Source organism: Tenacibaculum profundi, from assembly GCF_057162725.1.
On the sequence record NZ_CM169894.1, the window covers coordinates 2,808,640 to 2,823,641 of the forward strand.

Here is a 15,002-nt window from a genome sequence, read left to right on the forward strand (position 1 = left end):
AGTTATTAAAACCGCTTAAGAATAGGATGCTTAAGTGGTTTTTTAAATGAATAAAAATTAGAATGTTTATAGAAAGTAGTGCATTGTCTGATGAGGCGAGAGTCTGGGTTTACCCAGCCAGTAGAAAGTTTTATGCTCAAGAGGTAGACGAAATAATTAATAAACTACATTCTTTTGTTTCCTCATGGAAAAAATCTTCAATGGATTTCCAGGCTTCTTTTGAGTTAAAATACAATCGTTTTATTATTTTTTTTGCTGAAAATAATATTCAGTTAACGAATAACGACATAGACGAACAAGTTTCCTTTATTTTAACATTGCAAAATGAATATAAGCTTGATTTGTTGGATAAAATGAATGTTTGTTTTAAACAAGGAGAGTTTGTTCAGTATAAAGAAATAAAAGCGTTTAAAAAGCTATTAAAAGAAAAAGCCGTTTCTCCTAAAACTATTGTTTTTGATAATTTAGTACAGTCAAAATATGATTTTGAAAATTATTGGGAAGTTCCAATAACTGACAGTTGGTATAATCGATTTTTATAGATATGAAAAAGATATGAAAATCAATTAATGTCTTAACCGTATCCATGTTTTAGATAACTAAGTTTGAAAAATATGAACTTTGGTGCCTCTTTTATCTGTAGGTATTTTAAAAATTTTATTTGTTATTTAAATACTATATGTTTTCACCATAGAGGTGCGTTTTTTCAAATTATCAAACTAATAATTAGTTAGTTTATTCGATTGAATATTAAAGAATAAAAAAGATTACATTTAAAAAATGACTTGTTTACATTGTTTTATTCAATATATAGCATTGTAAATTGCTTATAAAAACTAATATAATATGCTTAGTGTGAATTTTGCTTTTTGACTAAAAAGTTATCGCAGACGATTATAAATAGAAAGGATGATAATAATACATGAAGACAAAAAAACAAGTTTACAGAGTGTCAATGAACTTATCAATAGATTGAGCATTCTTAATAGAAAAATTGCCAATTTTTGTTCTCCTTAAGTCTGATAAATGTGCTCCAGAGTTTAGTGCTAAGCCAAAGTCATTAGCGATAGATCTAATATAGGTTCCCTTGCTGCAAACAATTCTAAACGCTATTTTAGGAAGCTTTATTTCAGTTATTTCAAATTCTTTTATTTCTATTTCTCTGGATTTAATTTCTGTTGTCTTTCCAGCTCTAGCCAATTCATACAGTCGTTTACCGTCTTTCTTGATTGCCGAAAAAATTGGTGGTTTTTGTTGAATTTTCCCAATAAACTTTGTAGTGGTCTCTTGAATTAGTTGGTGTGTAATGTGGTCAATAGGAAAAGTCTGATTAATTTCTGTCTCTAAATCATAACTAGGAGTAGTCGATCCAATTGTAAAAGTACCAGTATATTCTTTCACTTGACCTTGATACAGTTCAATGCTTTTCGTTTGTTTTCCCGTACAAATAATTAGGAGCCCTGTTGCTAAGGGATCGAGTGTGCCCGCATGACCTACTTTTATTTTTTTGAGATTAAAGTGCTTTTTTATATGCCAGCGTAGTTTGTTAACTACTTGAAATGAAGTCCACTCTAAAGGTTTGTCGATTAACAGAACCTGTCCATTTTTAAAATCTTCTACTGTTGTCATTTAAAGAATAAGGAATAAATAATAGCAATTAAACCAACCAAAAGGCAATACAGGGAAAAATAAGTTAATTTACTTTTTTTAACTAGTGCAATCATCCAGTTACAAGCTAGTAATCCTGCAACAAAGGCCGAAATAAATCCAGCGGACAAAGGAAGAATCTCTGAGTTTTGAAAGTTGATATCGCCCCCAACAATATCTTTGGCTACTTTACCAAGAATTAAGGGAACTACCATAAGAAATGAAAAACGAGCAGCTTTAGTTCTATCAATGCCTAACAAGACAGATGTTGAGATGGTCGCCCCAGATCTAGAAATACCCGGTAGCATTGCAATAGCTTGTGAAATACCGATTATAATAGCATTCGTAAATGATACTTTTTTACTAGTATTTTTTGCTTTGTCAGCTAGTAGCAATAACAAAGCAGTAACGAGAAGCATACAACCTACTAAAAGGATTTTTCCACCAAAAAAACTCTCAAGCTCTTTTTCAAATGACAAGCCAATAATTACGGCAGGAATCATTGATAAAATTATTTTAACAGAAAATTGAGTTTGTTCATTCCACTTAAACTGAAATAATCCTGAAAAAATTTCGAGGACTTCTTCTCTAAATATAACAAGTGTACTAAGTGCAGTAGCGGCATGTAATACAACAGTAAATGTAAGACTTTCTTGTGGTACGGAGTTGTCTCCAAAAATAGCTTTGGCTATTTCTAAGTGTCCACTTGACGAAACAGGTAAAAATTCTGTTAATCCTTGAATAATGCCAAGAATAATTGCTTCCAGTAAATCCATTTTATCTTTTTGGGCTGGCTAAAATAGCATAAATTTCAATACCAAAACCAATCAAAACTAGGGTTGGTGCTAAACGAATTCTTCTCCAACTGTAAAGTTCAGGGTTGAATACATCAGGATCGTCACTTCCTCCCCCTGCCATTAATATAAAACCAAGAGCTATTACGGCTAACCCGATAAGCATTATTGTGTAGTTTCTTTTACCGAAAAGAAAGCCGTCTTTAGTTGTCTTGTTATCTTTCATTGTTAATAGTATAAATCGTTTGTTTGTAAATTTAAAAAGCGTTGTGTAGCAAAAAAAGTACTGATCCAAGTAATAACAAAAGAACTTGTTAAAACACCTATCGCTATATATGATAAAGATTCATAGTCGTTTAATAAAGCTAGTGTTGGAACATATTTATCAACATAATAAATAATAATAAACAGCCCTACTAAAGCAACAAAGGCACCTAGTATTCCTAATTTGATGCTTTGCCAAATAAAAGGCCTTCGAATAAAAGCTTTCGTGGCTCCAACCATTTGCATGGTTTTTATGTTAAATCGTTTTGAATAGATGGCAAGTCTTATTGAACTATTAATTAGTATTATGGCAACAAGACTAAAGAAGCCACTTAAGACTAAGAGCCAAAAACTCACTCGTTGAATATTTTTAGTTAGTATGTCTACCAAGGGTTTGTCATAGTTCACTTCAGCAATATAATTATTATTCAAGTATTTCTTTTCAATAGACTTCATTTTATTTGGTGTAACATAACTAGCATTTAGGTAAATATCAATTCCATTTTTAAGGGGATTGTCTCCAAGAAATTCTAAAAAGTCTTCACCTAAATCTTTCTTGTATGTTTCTGCAGCTCTATCTTTAGTAACATAAACTATACGTTTGGTAAATTCTTCTTCCTTAATTGCTGTTTTTAAGTTATCTAATTGTTTTTTTGAAATACTGTCTTTCAGGAAAAGCGTCATAACAACTTTTTCTTTGAAATGATTAGCAACATGTGTAGACTTAAGTAAAATTAAACCAAGAATACCGATCATAAAAAGGACTAATGCAATACTAATGACAACAGATATGTATGAAGATTGTAATCGACGCTTCTGAAAAGAATCAAAAGATTTGCTCATTTTTCTGATATTTTTTATAACTCCGCAAGATATAAAATCAATTGGCAATTATCATGAATTGTAAAGATAAATTGCAACTTAATTTGTTAAAAATTAAGCTGTAATTTGTTTTGTTTTTTTTATCTGCGAGTTCTTGTTTTATTTATAGTTATTTGGAATTTCTTGGCATAATTCTATTAGGACACCATTCGTAGTTTTTGGATGTAAAAAAGCAACTAGTTTGTTGTCAGCTCCTTTTTTAGGTGTTTCATTTAAGACAGAAAACCCCTCTGCTATCAAACGTTTAATTTCAGCTTCAATATTATCAACAGCAAAAGCAATATGATGAATACCTTCTCCTTTTTTATTAATAAATTTAGCTATCGGACTGTCCTTTTTAGTAGCTTCTAGCAATTCTATTTTATTTGGGCCAGATTTAAAAAAAGAGGTTTTAACACCTTCGCTTTCTACTTCTTCAATTTTGTAATGAGGTTTTCCAAAAAGTGAAGCAAAAAGTTGGTTTGACTTTTCAAGATCCTTCACGGCTATCCCAATGTGCTCAATTTTATTCATAATGATTCTTTTGTAATTCATCCACTAAAAATATAATAGCTTGTGATTTTTTTGTAAAAATAGGAAATATAGGTGTTTGCTATTGAAAGATCTTTTGAATTTTAACTTTCACAAGCACTCATAAGTTTGTTTTCTGACGTGTTAAATAAGATTAAATGGTAGCTGAAAGAGAAACGAGTAAAATATTCCGTAAATTTGCAGTATGGAAGAAACAAATAGACAGCGTAAAATTGCAGGAGTACTGCAACAAGACTTAGTGAATGTTTTACAACGTGCTGCTCAAGATGGAATGCGAGGAGTAATTATATCAGTTTCAAAAGTTTCTGTTACAGCAGATTTGGGGGTGGCAAAGGTGTATTTAAGCGTTTTTCCTTCAGAGAAAAGAGATGAAATTATTGAAGGAGTAAAGTCAAATACAGTATCTATTAGGTATGAGCTTGCTCAAAGAACTAGAAATCAGCTTAGAAGGATGCCTGAATTGTTGTTTTATAGTGATGATAGTTTAGATTATATTGAAGAGATAGATAAATCATTAGGAGGAGAAGATATAGATCCTATAAAGAATCCGGAGATCTTACCTAAACGTCAAAAGCGTTAACTGAATAAGAGGAAAATTAAAAAAAAGACCCTACATTTGACGTATAATCTTTTTTTAAAAAAAGGCCATTGAATTTTCCTCTCTACATAGCTAAAAGATATTTATTTTCAAAGAATAGCACAAATGCTATAAACATAATAACGTATATAGCAACTTTCAGTGTTATTGTAAGTGCTATAGCTCTTTTTGTGTTGTTATCTGTCTTTTCAGGTTTAAGAACTTTTAGTGATACTTTACTCGAAGCATCTGATCCAGATATAAAAATTTTACCTAAAGAAGGAAAGGTTTTTAACGTGTCAGATTCGGTAATTGATATATTATCAGGTAAAAATGAGGTGGAAGCCTTTTCTATGATAGTAGAAGAGCGAGTTTCATTACGTTATAAAAACAAAAACCATATTGCTTTTATAAAAGGAGTTGATGAAAATTATACCAATGTTGTACCTATCGATTCATCTTTAAATGTAGGTACGTGGCTGGATCAAAAATATAAAAACATAGCGGTCATTGGAGCAGGTATTTCGTATAAGCTTTCATTAGCTGCGTTTAATTTTGAAACACCATTACAAGTTCTTGTCCCAAAGCCAGGAACTAAATTTATTACAAATCCAAATAGGGCATTTAATGCTATTGATGTTAATATTTTTGGGGTATATGGTGGCTCAGAGGAATTTCAAGATAAGTTTGTTTTTACCCATATTCAGGAAGCACAAAGTTTACTGAATTATGAACCGAAAGAAGTAACTGCTATCGAACTGAAAATTAAAAATAGGTTTGATGTGCGAACAGTAAAAAAAGAGTTAAAAACTCTGTTAGGTAATCGATTTGACATAAAAACAAAAAAAGAATTAAACGCCTTATATTATAAAGTAGTAAATACAGAGAATTTCATCTCTTATTTGATATTTACGCTAATTACAATTATCGCTCTCTTTAATGTAGTAGGGTCTATAATAATGATGATTATTGATAAAAAAAATAATCTAAAGACATTGTTAAGCTTGGGGGTTAACATAAACCAGGTTAAGAAAATATTTATTTACCAAGGTTTTTTATTAGTTTTTATAGGAATGTCAATAGGAGTTTTTGTAGGTGCTTTTTTGGTATTCATACAAATAAAATATGGGCTTTTTATGATCACAAATAGTTTGCCTTATCCGGTAGAGCTAAAATGGACAAATTTTTTCATTGTTGTTACGACCATCAGTTGCCTTGGAATTATGGCTTCAAAAATTGCTAGTTCAAGAATTAGTAAGGGATTCATTGAGGGGTAGTAAAATTGCTTTTAAAAAAATTATCCAAATTTTTCTTTAACCAATTCAAAAGTATCGAAAACATCACGAGGGTCATCACTGGTAACCATTTTTAATCGGTATTCTTTAAAGTGTGGAATTCCTTTAAAGTAGTTTGTATAATGTCTTCTTGTTTCTACAACACCTAGATGTTCTCCTTTCCAATCGATGGACATTTCCAAGTGTCTTCTAGCCATTTCTGCACGTTCTATAATCGAAGGTTTTGGTAAATGCTCTCCTGTTTTGAAAAAATGTTTTATTTCATTAAAGAACCACGGATAGCCAATAGAGGCTCTGCCAATCATACAGCCATCTAGACCATATTTATCACGCATTTCCAAGGCTCTTTCAGGAGAATCAACGTCGCCATTCCCAAAAACAGGGATGTACATTCTAGGATTATTTTTTACTTTAGCTATAGGTTTCCAATCGGCACTACCTTTATACATCTGTGCTCTTGTTCTACCATGAATAGAAATTGCTTTGCAACCTACATCTTGTAAGCGTTCTGCAACTTCTACTATTTTGATAGAATCATGATCCCAGCCTAAACGAGTTTTAACGGTAACAGGAAGCTTGGTGTGTTTTACCATAGCCTCAGTAAGTTTAACCATTAAATCAATATCCTTTAAAATTCCAGCACCAGCACCTTTCGAAACTACTTTTTTTACTGGGCAACCAAAATTGATGTCTATTATATCAGGGTTTGTCTTTTCTACAATTTCTACAGATCGTAACATGGAATCTAGGTTGGCGCCAAAAATTTGAATACCAACGGGGCGCTCTTTCTCATAGATGTCCAGTTTCATTACACTTTTTGCAGCATCGCGAATCAAACCCTCTGAAGAAATAAATTCTGTATAAACTACATCAGCTCCATTTTCTTTACATAAGGCTCTAAAAGGAGGATCACTAACATCTTCCATTGGAGCTAGTAATAAAGGGAAATCAGGTAATTCTATAGTGTCTATTTTAACCAAACCAAAAAATTTTGGCAAATTTAACTTTTATTTTTTAGGTACAAAAGTATCTTAATTTACTTGTTATATGTCTATAGGGGCTTAGAATACTCGTACGATATTAAATCCAAAGGCAATTTCTCCCTCGGCTTTACTAATGAAGCCCGTTTCATTAGTGGACTGCGCATTGGTAAATAGCAACTGAAAAACATGGCCTCCAGTTTCAATGTCCATACCAAAAGCATAAGCATTGGTATACCTTGAGTTATTGTGCCTATTAAAATTATGAATATATTCAGTGTTTAGACTTATTCGCTTACTAATTTTATAACGACTTCCAAAACCTAAGGCAAATTGGTTGTGATTTGCCTCTACGGTATTTCTTAAATCTTGTAAGTTCTCTCTGATAAATGTAGGGGCTATTTCCAGTGAAAGTTTTTTTGAAAAACTTCGGGAGAGTAATGCTTGTAACGAGTAGCTGTAACGATCAGCATCTTTCAACTCAGGGTATGTAATTTTATTAATTAATGTATTTCTATAAATACCAGTATAACCTGTTATATTTATTGGGAATTTATGAGTTTGTTTAGCAATTCTAAATTTAGAGTTTAAAGCAAAAGTTCTGTCAAATGATTCTCTTGATATACTCAACTGAATTCCATCCCAAAAGCTGTAGAGTAATTCCATTTTTGTATTAGCATTATCTAATCCAAGAAAAGTATCAAGTCCTTCACTAATTGGACCAAAACGATGAGACACGATCAAATAAAAATCGCCTTTTTCCGCTATTTTGGTTGATTGAAGGTTACCGATTTTAAGCGTTTTAAATGTAGGTGATATATATTCATCTATATACTTGTCAGTTTTTTCAAGTTCCTTTAAAAGATCGTCTTGTGCATTAAGAGTAGTTGTTATAAAAATAAAACAAAGAAGAATTAGTTTTTTATGATACATTGATTAATTTTTAATTCATTGAGTAATTCGTCGTAACCAATAATAATACCTTTGATAGTTACTTGACTGTTTGTTTTGGGTAAAGATTTTAATGTATTAGGACTTTTAAGCTGACAAAAAATAAAATTATCAATAATAAAGTTATTGCCATCAAGTTCAGTAATTATTCCTGAAATCTCTACAGGTCTGTTTTCCCAGCCTAGTGGTGTTTTTTTTATAAGGTTTAAAAAGTTTGAAGCTTTCCCTGAGTAACTAACTTCCATATTTTCAATGGATATTGGAGTCCTGTAAACATATTCAAAGCCAAACCAAAGAACAATGATCAACGTAAAAGAAATAAACAATATTAATTTATTTTTTTTCAGAAAGTTCATAATCGATAGTAACTATTATTTGATCTGCTATTTTTTTTCTTACAATGCTAGGAATTTTAATGTTAAATTCTTGTGGGGCTACCGTGAACATTCCTTTCAAAATGATTTTATTATTTAAAGACTTCTTTAGTTCAATTTTGGTCTGTATCATTTTCGAAATTCCTTTAATAGTAAGTTTTCCTCTTAAAATATGAGAAATTTTTTTCAAATGACTTGCATCAAATTGTTCTATTGTGCCTACGAAACTGGCTTTTGGAAACTCATCAGACTCCATATAGTTTTCATTGAAGTGTTCTTGCATTAGAGCTAGTCTAAATGAAAAAGTACTAATGTACAATTGGGTGGCTATTTTACCATCACTATTTAAAAGTACAGAAGTACTTTTACTAATGGCTTCAACAGGCTCAAAGGATTCTGTTGAAGCTGAAAATTTTGTAATTCCTGTTCTTGATATAAATTTTTGAGATAGACATACCGAATAAGTTAACAAGAATACAGCTAAAAGTGCTCTACTTTTCAAGATAACCATCATTTTTCCATTGATTGATTATTGAAATAATTGTACTGTTTTGTCCTGATGGTGGCATTGGGTTTGAACTATTGTTAATTCTGCTGATTAGATTCCCGTTTTCTGCAGCATTTTTTACTTGAGTGTAATTGGTTAATGGAAGCCCAGAAGCGGGAATAACAGCATCATGGCAAGCAGAGGTAGCACAACTATTATTGATTAATGTTTTAACATTTTGTTCATAAGTTGTTTTACTAGAAGGAGGGTCTACTGGAGTGGGTATAGGTTCTGTTATTTCTGAAGAAGAACAGTTGATTAAAAAAACACTAATTAAAACAAAAAAAGCATATTGAATTATTTTTTCCATTGGGTTTAAGTATTTGAATTCTTATTTGTTTATATGAAATATGATTTCATAAATTAAATTTAATTATTTGTTTTTCAGCAGTATAAATTTAATGAAAAGGAAAGTAATAACCATGAAGCGGAAATATAAGCTTTAAGAAAATTAAAAAAATGAATAACAATTAAATGACAGTATCCAAATTAAATTTGGAATTCAAAAGTTTATAATATTTTGAAATATAGATCATGCTATTATTTTTTATTTGTAAAAGGCTTTAAATAGCGTATCTTTGTTGGTCATCATTGGATATATTTTAAGTACATGAAAAATATTAGAAATTTCTGCATCATTGCGCACATAGATCATGGTAAAAGTACATTGGCGGATAGGTTGTTGGATTATACAGGGGCGGTTACAGAACGTGAAAAGCAGGATCAGCTATTGGATAATATGGATCTAGAGAGAGAGCGAGGCATTACAATAAAATCGCATGCTATTCAGATGGATTATGTCTACAATGGTGAACCTTTTATTCTAAATTTGATTGATACCCCAGGGCATGTAGATTTTTCTTATGAGGTTTCTAGATCTATTGCTGCTTGTGAAGGAGCTTTGTTGATCGTAGATGCAGCGCAGAGTATTCAAGCGCAAACTATATCCAATTTGTATTTGGCCTTGGAAAATGACTTGGAAATTATTCCAGTACTGAATAAGGTAGATTTACCAAGTGCAAACCCAGAAGAAGTTACAGATGATATTGTCGACCTCCTTGGTTGCGACTCGGAAGATGTAATTCCAGCAAGCGGAAAAACAGGTTTCGGGGTAGATAAAATTTTAGAGGCAATTATTAGTAGAATTCCTGCGCCATCAGGAAATCCGGATGCTCCGTTAAAGGCATTGATCTTTGATAGTGTTTATAATTCGTATAGAGGAATTGAAACCTATTTTAGAGTTATTGATGGTTCTATTAAGAAAAATCAACAGATAAAGTTCATGGCTACCGGCAAGCAGTATGGTGCAGATGAGGTTGGGACATTAAAACTGGAGCAGGTTGTTAAAAAAGAAATAAAAACAGGTGATGTAGGGTATTTAATTACAGGAATTAAAGCAGCAAAGGAAGTGAAGGTAGGAGATACGATTACGGATTTTGCGCAACCTACTCAAGATATTATTGAAGGTTTTGAAGATGTAAAACCAATGGTTTTTGCAGGGATTTATCCTGTAGACACAGAGGATTATGAAGAGCTTCGTAATTCTATGGAAAAATTACAATTGAATGATGCTTCTTTAGTTTTTCAGCCAGAAAGTTCTGCCGCTTTAGGATTCGGATTCCGATGTGGGTTCCTTGGAATGTTGCATATGGAAATTATTCAAGAGCGTCTTGAACGTGAGTTTAATATGACAGTAATTACTACAGTTCCTAACGTATCTTACCATGCGTTTACTAAGAAACAAATGGATGAGATTATTGTGGTAAACAATCCTTCTGACTTACCTGATCCTTCTAAACTAGATAGAGTAGAAGAACCATTTATCAAAGCATCGATCATTACAAAGTCTGATTTTGTAGGTCAGGTAATGAGTTTATGTATAGAGAAGCGTGGGCAAATAATTAATCAGACATATTTGACACCTGAACGTGTAGAATTGATTTTCGAAATGCCATTGGCAGAAATTGTATTTGATTTTTACGACCGCTTAAAAACAGTTTCTAAAGGATATGCGTCTTTTGATTATCATCCAATAGGAATGAAAAAATCAAAGTTGGTGCGTGTAGATATGTTATTAAACGGACAGTCCGTTGACGCTCTGTCGGCACTACTACATGCAGATAACGCTTATTCTATTGGAAAAAGAATATGTGAGAAGTTAAAGGAGTTAATTCCTCGTCAACAGTTTGATATACCTATTCAGGCGGCTATCGGTGCAAAAATTATAGCAAGAGAAACGGTAAAAGCTTTACGAAAAGACGTAACAGCAAAGTGTTATGGTGGTGATATTTCGAGAAAACGAAAACTTTTAGAAAAGCAAAAAAAGGGTAAAAAGCGTATGCGTCAAGTTGGGAATGTTGAAATTCCTCAACAAGCTTTTATGGCTGTTTTAAAGTTGAATGATTAATTTGTTTTTTCTCAGTCTAGAAAAGATTATAATTATTTGAGGAACTCTATTTTATGTATTTTTTGATACTAACAATGCTATTCAATTGTGCATGATATTTATGTGAATTTGTAAATTGTAATGTGTGTTCTTGTTTATTTCTTTATTGTGAAGAAAACATAATTCTTATACTAACATAGGTATATATAAAAGTGCCTTGGGTTAGAATAAATGTTATGGTTCTAGAGAATAGAGAGGTACAGGATAAAAGAAATCAACCTACTGGAAATTATTTTCTACATGATTTCAGTCTATGATTGTTTTTTGTCTTAAATCAATGTCTGTTATGATCACTGTTTTTCTACCTTGTTTTTTTCTAACCAAGAATTTAAAGCTTTTGTTGCTTCTTCTGTGTAGTCGCTAAATAATCCATCCACACCAGCGTTAAAAAATAAATGATATTCATTTTCAGGATTTCCTCCACTCCATTGGATATTTTCATTTCTGAACGTATAAGGATGCACTTGTAAACCATGAGTATGTGCTAGTTTTACAAAGTTTGTTGGTTCTAGTAAAGTATTATTGTTAGAATCACTCTTATAAGAAATAATAAAAGGCTTCCATGGCCCTATACCATCGGCATAGTTAGCTGTAAATTTCATGCCTTCTTTTGTCTTAAAAAATTCATAGGTTCTTTTATCGCCATTAACATAAAAATCATACGGAGCGCCATAAGAAATAAACTCTCCATCAGGAACATTAAAGTCCAATGATCCATCTTTATTTATGTTGTATGCTGAGATCAATTGAACTAATTTTACAGTTGATTTTGTGTTGATATACTGTAATGGTTCAACTTCGAAGCATTGAATAAAAATAGGAGAATCAAACGTGTTTAATTTGTTTTTTTCTAATGTTTTAATTAATCTATTTTCTATATAATGTTTCCCAAAAATATTGTTATGAAAATGAGGGTGTTTAATTTCTGGGTAAATTCCAATCACTTTATCAATATTATGTGTTCTAGCTACATGAATCACCTCTTCAAAAGTAGGGATGTCAAATTGGTTGTCAAATTCCGTTGATCTTCCTTTATAAGATTGCTTAGCTTTTAGTTGCTTTATTTGAGCTAAGGTAAAATCGATGGCAAACCAATCGGTTACCATTTTACCGTCTATATTTTTTGTCGTTTTTAAGCCTGCAAACGCTTCAATTTCACTTACATTTGTTGTCCCAGATAGCATTGGCTCGTGCCTAACAATTAAATGACCATCTTTTGTTAATACCAAATCAGGTTCTATGAAATCCGTTCCTAGTTCAATCGCTTTTGAGAAACCTTCAATGGTATGCTCCGGTAAAATAGATTGAGCTCCTCGGTGTGAAATAATTATTGGTTTATTTCTAGGGTTTTCGTTGCTGTTATTATTGTCATTTTCACAAGACACAAGTAGAAAAGAATTTAAAAAACTCAATAAGAATGCTTTAGGTAGATTCATTTCAAAATTAGATTATTTGCTTTCAAAATTAATAATAGTAGTTACTAACCTAATTTAAGATATAATCATTCTATTTGAAAATAAATTAAAGAAAATGTTACAAAGCTTAAAAAATTGTTAAGTTTAATCTAGGTTTACTAATATTGATTAGAAAAATCTAATTGTTTTCAATTCGCTAGACTCTCCAAAAGATTTCTTAAAAAAAATCCGTAGTTATTGATCATTGATTTATACTGTTCTTTTCAATATAAAAATCAGTTAATCTCTATTTGCTGCCATTAGCCTCATAACCCAATAGGCCAGCATGGCAAGTGATCCTAGTGCAGAGACCAAGTAAGTTCTTGCAGCCCATTTTAAGGCGTCTTTTGAACCAGCAAATTCCTCTCGGGTAACTATATGTTTGTTCTTTAGCCAATCTAAAGCTCTGTTACTTGCGTCATATTCAACAGGTAAAGTTACAAAACTAAATAATGTACCAACTGCCATTAATATAACTCCTGCAGCTAACAACCAATAGCCAGCACCTATCCCTTGTGCGGCACCAAGAATTATTCCTCCCATGATTAGGTACCCTGAAAATTTAGAAGAAATATTAACCATTGGAACAAGATTTGATCTCATCTTAAGCCATTTATATGCTTTTGCATGTTGTACAGCATGGCCTACTTCATGCGCAGCAACCGCAGCAGCAGCAGCATTTCTCTGGTTGTATACTCCTTCACTTAAGTTAACTGTTTTGTTTCTAGGGTTATAGTGGTCTGTTAGCATTCCGGGTACAGAAATTACTTTTACGTCATATATACCATGGTCATGCAACATTTTTTCTGCTATTTCAGCACCACTCATTCCATTTCTAAGTCTAATTTCAGAGTACTTTTTAAACTTTCTTTTTAACGTATTACTAACTACCCAACTGGCAAGTGTTATAATTCCGATAATGAAATAATATTCTAAACCCATATTTTTATTTTTTTATTATATTTCCTTTTAAGTTAATAAATTTACCACATAAATTATTCCATAATATACCAACTAAAAAGAACATGTCAAAATGACAAAACAACCGAATATTCTAATTGTCTATACAGGAGGAACCATTGGAATGGTAAAAGACTATAAAACAGGAGCTCTAAAAGCGTTTGACTTTACTCAAATATCAAAAAAAATACCAGAATTACAACAATTAAATTGCACTATAAATACCATTTCATTTGAAGAGCCTATTGATTCTTCAAATATGAATATAAAATATTATGTTGAGATAGCAAAAATAATAGCTGATAATTATGATTTTTTCGATGGATTTGTTGTTTTAACCGGATCTGATACAATGTCTTATGTGTCTTCGGCTTTAAGTTTTATGTTTGAAAACTTACAAAAGCCGGTAATATTTACAGGTTCTCAATTACCTATTGGAGATCTAAGGACTGATGCAAAAGAGAATTTAATTACATCTATTCAGATTGCAGGTTCATCTATTAACGGAAAAGCAATAGTTAGAGAAGTTGGCTTGTATTTTGAATATAAATTATATAGAGCTAATAGGACTACAAAAATTAGTGCAGAGCAATTTGAAGCTTTTACATCAATGAATTATCCTCCTTTGGCTGAAAGCGGTGTGCATTTAAACTTTAATAAATCTTTATTACTGAAGCTAGATAATGAAGATGAAAAGCTTATTTTTAGAAAAGGATTAAATAATAATATTGCTGTTTTAAAGTTGTTTCCGGGGATAACAGAAAAAATCGTTAGAAGCTATTTAAAGATAGAAGGTTTAAGAGGTATTATTATGGAAACATTTGGGGCAGGAAATGCACCTACGCACCCATGGTTTTTAGAGGTATTAAAAGAGCTTGATGAAAATAATATTTATGTTGTGAATGTGACTCAATGTAAAGGGGGAAGTGTTCTTTTGGGACACTATGAAACAAGTTCTGTTTTAAAAGATCTTGGAGTAATAGACGGAAAAGATATTACAACTGAAGCAGCAGTAGCCAAATTGATGTATTTATTAGGTGAAAAATTAACAAAAAAAGAGTTTGTAGAATATTTCGAGATGCCTTTACGAGGAGAGATTAGTACTTAAAAATATGCTTGTGTTCTCTGGCTTTTTTAGACTTTATTATTAACAATCAGGATTTAAAAAAAACTTATTTAAGATAAAAAATAATTTTTTTTTTAAAAAATCAACATTTTTTTGTTACTTGCCACTCTGAAAATAAAAAATACAATTAGTAGCGTAAAAAACACACTTATTCTTTAATATTTATTAGAATCA

17 protein-coding genes are annotated in these 15,002 nt (G+C 31.4%); 5 read left to right on the top strand and 12 right to left on the bottom strand.

All coding sequences use genetic code 11. The features are described from left to right. Positions 1-62: 62 nt before the first annotated feature. A complete protein-coding gene (locus AC2GW8_RS11420) occupies positions 63-542 on the top strand; it encodes an ABC transporter ATPase (protein ID WP_440879999.1) in 480 nt (159 codons plus the stop codon). 400 nt (positions 543-942) lie between these two features. Here the strand turns inward: AC2GW8_RS11420 and truB are convergent, their stop codons facing one another. From truB to mce, 5 genes are all read right to left on the bottom strand, one after another. After that, complete coding sequence (gene truB, locus AC2GW8_RS11425) at positions 943-1,629, bottom strand: tRNA pseudouridine(55) synthase TruB (protein ID WP_440880000.1); 687 nt, start codon at positions 1,627-1,629, stop codon at positions 943-945. Beyond that, positions 1,626-2,423, bottom strand: coding sequence for an undecaprenyl-diphosphate phosphatase (locus AC2GW8_RS11430; RefSeq protein ID WP_440880001.1), 798 nt, complete (start codon positions 2,421-2,423; stop codon positions 1,626-1,628). The genes truB and AC2GW8_RS11430 overlap by 4 nt, the downstream gene beginning before the upstream one ends. 1 nt (position 2,424) lies before the next feature. Then, positions 2,425-2,667 carry a DUF3098 domain-containing protein gene (locus tag AC2GW8_RS11435; RefSeq protein ID WP_440880002.1) on the bottom strand — a complete coding sequence of 81 codons (243 nt, stop codon included), beginning with the start codon at positions 2,665-2,667 and terminating at the stop codon, positions 2,425-2,427. Between the two features lie 2 nt (positions 2,668-2,669). After that, positions 2,670-3,548: a cell division protein FtsX gene (locus AC2GW8_RS11440; protein ID WP_440880003.1), complete on the bottom strand. Its 879-nt coding sequence runs from the start codon at positions 3,546-3,548 to the stop codon at positions 2,670-2,672. 138 nt (positions 3,549-3,686) lie between these two features. Continuing rightward, a complete protein-coding gene (gene mce, locus AC2GW8_RS11445; RefSeq protein WP_440880004.1) occupies positions 3,687-4,100 on the bottom strand; it encodes a methylmalonyl-CoA epimerase in 414 nt (137 codons plus the stop codon). Between the two features lie 202 nt (positions 4,101-4,302). On the opposite strand from mce, the gene rbfA reads away from it, so the two are divergent. Beyond that, a complete protein-coding gene (rbfA, locus tag AC2GW8_RS11450; RefSeq protein WP_440880005.1) occupies positions 4,303-4,698 on the top strand; it encodes a 30S ribosome-binding factor RbfA in 396 nt (131 codons plus the stop codon). A gap of 68 nt (positions 4,699-4,766) precedes the next feature. Next, positions 4,767-5,972, top strand: coding sequence for an ABC transporter permease (locus AC2GW8_RS11455; RefSeq protein WP_440880006.1), 1,206 nt, complete (start codon positions 4,767-4,769; stop codon positions 5,970-5,972). A gap of 20 nt (positions 5,973-5,992) precedes the next feature. On the opposite strand, the gene dusB is transcribed toward AC2GW8_RS11455, so the two are convergent. The 5 genes from dusB to AC2GW8_RS11480 all read right to left on the bottom strand — a co-directional run bounded on the left by dusB (position 5,993) and on the right by AC2GW8_RS11480 (position 9,152). Continuing rightward, entirely contained in the window at positions 5,993-6,970 is a 978-nt protein-coding gene (gene dusB / locus AC2GW8_RS11460) for a tRNA dihydrouridine synthase DusB (protein WP_440880007.1), read from the bottom strand. Positions 6,971-7,051: 81 nt separating this feature from the next. Then, entirely contained in the window at positions 7,052-7,903 is an 852-nt protein-coding gene (locus tag AC2GW8_RS11465) for a DUF5777 family beta-barrel protein (RefSeq protein WP_440880008.1), read from the bottom strand. Further along, entirely contained in the window at positions 7,885-8,277 is a 393-nt protein-coding gene (locus tag AC2GW8_RS11470; protein ID WP_440880009.1) for an OB-fold protein, read from the bottom strand. The genes AC2GW8_RS11465 and AC2GW8_RS11470 overlap by 19 nt, the downstream gene beginning before the upstream one ends. Continuing rightward, on the bottom strand, positions 8,255-8,797 hold the full coding sequence (locus AC2GW8_RS11475) for a YceI family protein (RefSeq protein ID WP_440880010.1): 543 nt from the start codon (positions 8,795-8,797) through the stop codon (positions 8,255-8,257). The genes AC2GW8_RS11470 and AC2GW8_RS11475 overlap by 23 nt, the downstream gene beginning before the upstream one ends. Further along, positions 8,787-9,152 carry a hypothetical protein gene (locus tag AC2GW8_RS11480; RefSeq protein ID WP_440880011.1) on the bottom strand — a complete coding sequence of 122 codons (366 nt, stop codon included), beginning with the start codon at positions 9,150-9,152 and terminating at the stop codon, positions 8,787-8,789. The genes AC2GW8_RS11475 and AC2GW8_RS11480 overlap by 11 nt, the downstream gene beginning before the upstream one ends. A gap of 300 nt (positions 9,153-9,452) precedes the next feature. Between AC2GW8_RS11480 and lepA the strand changes: the two genes are divergently transcribed. After that, positions 9,453-11,249 (top strand): translation elongation factor 4, encoded by a 1,797-nt coding sequence (gene lepA / locus AC2GW8_RS11485; RefSeq protein ID WP_440880012.1) that lies wholly within the window; start codon positions 9,453-9,455, stop codon positions 11,247-11,249. Between the two features lie 329 nt (positions 11,250-11,578). On the opposite strand, the gene AC2GW8_RS11490 is transcribed toward lepA, so the two are convergent. Next, the gene (locus tag AC2GW8_RS11490) at positions 11,579-12,724 is read right to left on the bottom strand and encodes a glycerophosphodiester phosphodiesterase (RefSeq protein ID WP_440880013.1); all 1,146 of its coding nucleotides are present in this window, start codon (positions 12,722-12,724) and stop codon (positions 11,579-11,581) included. A gap of 258 nt (positions 12,725-12,982) precedes the next feature. Further along, the gene (locus AC2GW8_RS11495; RefSeq protein ID WP_440880014.1) at positions 12,983-13,684 is read right to left on the bottom strand and encodes a zinc metallopeptidase; all 702 of its coding nucleotides are present in this window, start codon (positions 13,682-13,684) and stop codon (positions 12,983-12,985) included. 91 nt (positions 13,685-13,775) lie between these two features. Between AC2GW8_RS11495 and AC2GW8_RS11500 the strand changes: the two genes are divergently transcribed. Then, the gene (locus AC2GW8_RS11500; protein ID WP_440880015.1) at positions 13,776-14,810 is read left to right on the top strand and encodes an asparaginase; all 1,035 of its coding nucleotides are present in this window, start codon (positions 13,776-13,778) and stop codon (positions 14,808-14,810) included. The last annotated feature ends 192 nt before the right edge of the window (positions 14,811-15,002 follow it).

What these genes read in the sequence shown, in the direction of transcription:
- mce (WP_440880004.1), bottom strand. Translation starts at nt 4,100, where the DNA reads ATGAATAAAATTGAGCACATTGGGATAGCCGTGAAGGATCTTGAAAAG.
- lepA (WP_440880012.1), top strand. Translation starts at nt 9,453, where the DNA reads ATGAAAAATATTAGAAATTTCTGCATCATTGCGCACATAGATCATGGT.
- AC2GW8_RS11465 (WP_440880008.1), bottom strand. Translation starts at nt 7,903, where the DNA reads ATGTATCATAAAAAACTAATTCTTCTTTGTTTTATTTTTATAACAACT.
- AC2GW8_RS11480 (WP_440880011.1), bottom strand. Translation starts at nt 9,152, where the DNA reads ATGGAAAAAATAATTCAATATGCTTTTTTTGTTTTAATTAGTGTTTTT.
- truB (WP_440880000.1), bottom strand. Translation starts at nt 1,629, where the DNA reads ATGACAACAGTAGAAGATTTTAAAAATGGACAGGTTCTGTTAATCGAC.
- AC2GW8_RS11490 (WP_440880013.1), bottom strand. Translation starts at nt 12,724, where the DNA reads ATGAATCTACCTAAAGCATTCTTATTGAGTTTTTTAAATTCTTTTCTA.
- AC2GW8_RS11430 (WP_440880001.1), bottom strand. Translation starts at nt 2,423, where the DNA reads ATGGATTTACTGGAAGCAATTATTCTTGGCATTATTCAAGGATTAACA.
- AC2GW8_RS11500 (WP_440880015.1), top strand. Translation starts at nt 13,776, where the DNA reads ATGACAAAACAACCGAATATTCTAATTGTCTATACAGGAGGAACCATT.
- AC2GW8_RS11495 (WP_440880014.1), bottom strand. Translation starts at nt 13,684, where the DNA reads ATGGGTTTAGAATATTATTTCATTATCGGAATTATAACACTTGCCAGT.
- AC2GW8_RS11440 (WP_440880003.1), bottom strand. Translation starts at nt 3,548, where the DNA reads ATGAGCAAATCTTTTGATTCTTTTCAGAAGCGTCGATTACAATCTTCA.
- AC2GW8_RS11420 (WP_440879999.1), top strand. Translation starts at nt 63, where the DNA reads ATGTTTATAGAAAGTAGTGCATTGTCTGATGAGGCGAGAGTCTGGGTT.
- rbfA (WP_440880005.1), top strand. Translation starts at nt 4,303, where the DNA reads ATGGAAGAAACAAATAGACAGCGTAAAATTGCAGGAGTACTGCAACAA.
- AC2GW8_RS11470 (WP_440880009.1), bottom strand. Translation starts at nt 8,277, where the DNA reads ATGAACTTTCTGAAAAAAAATAAATTAATATTGTTTATTTCTTTTACG.
- AC2GW8_RS11435 (WP_440880002.1), bottom strand. Translation starts at nt 2,667, where the DNA reads ATGAAAGATAACAAGACAACTAAAGACGGCTTTCTTTTCGGTAAAAGA.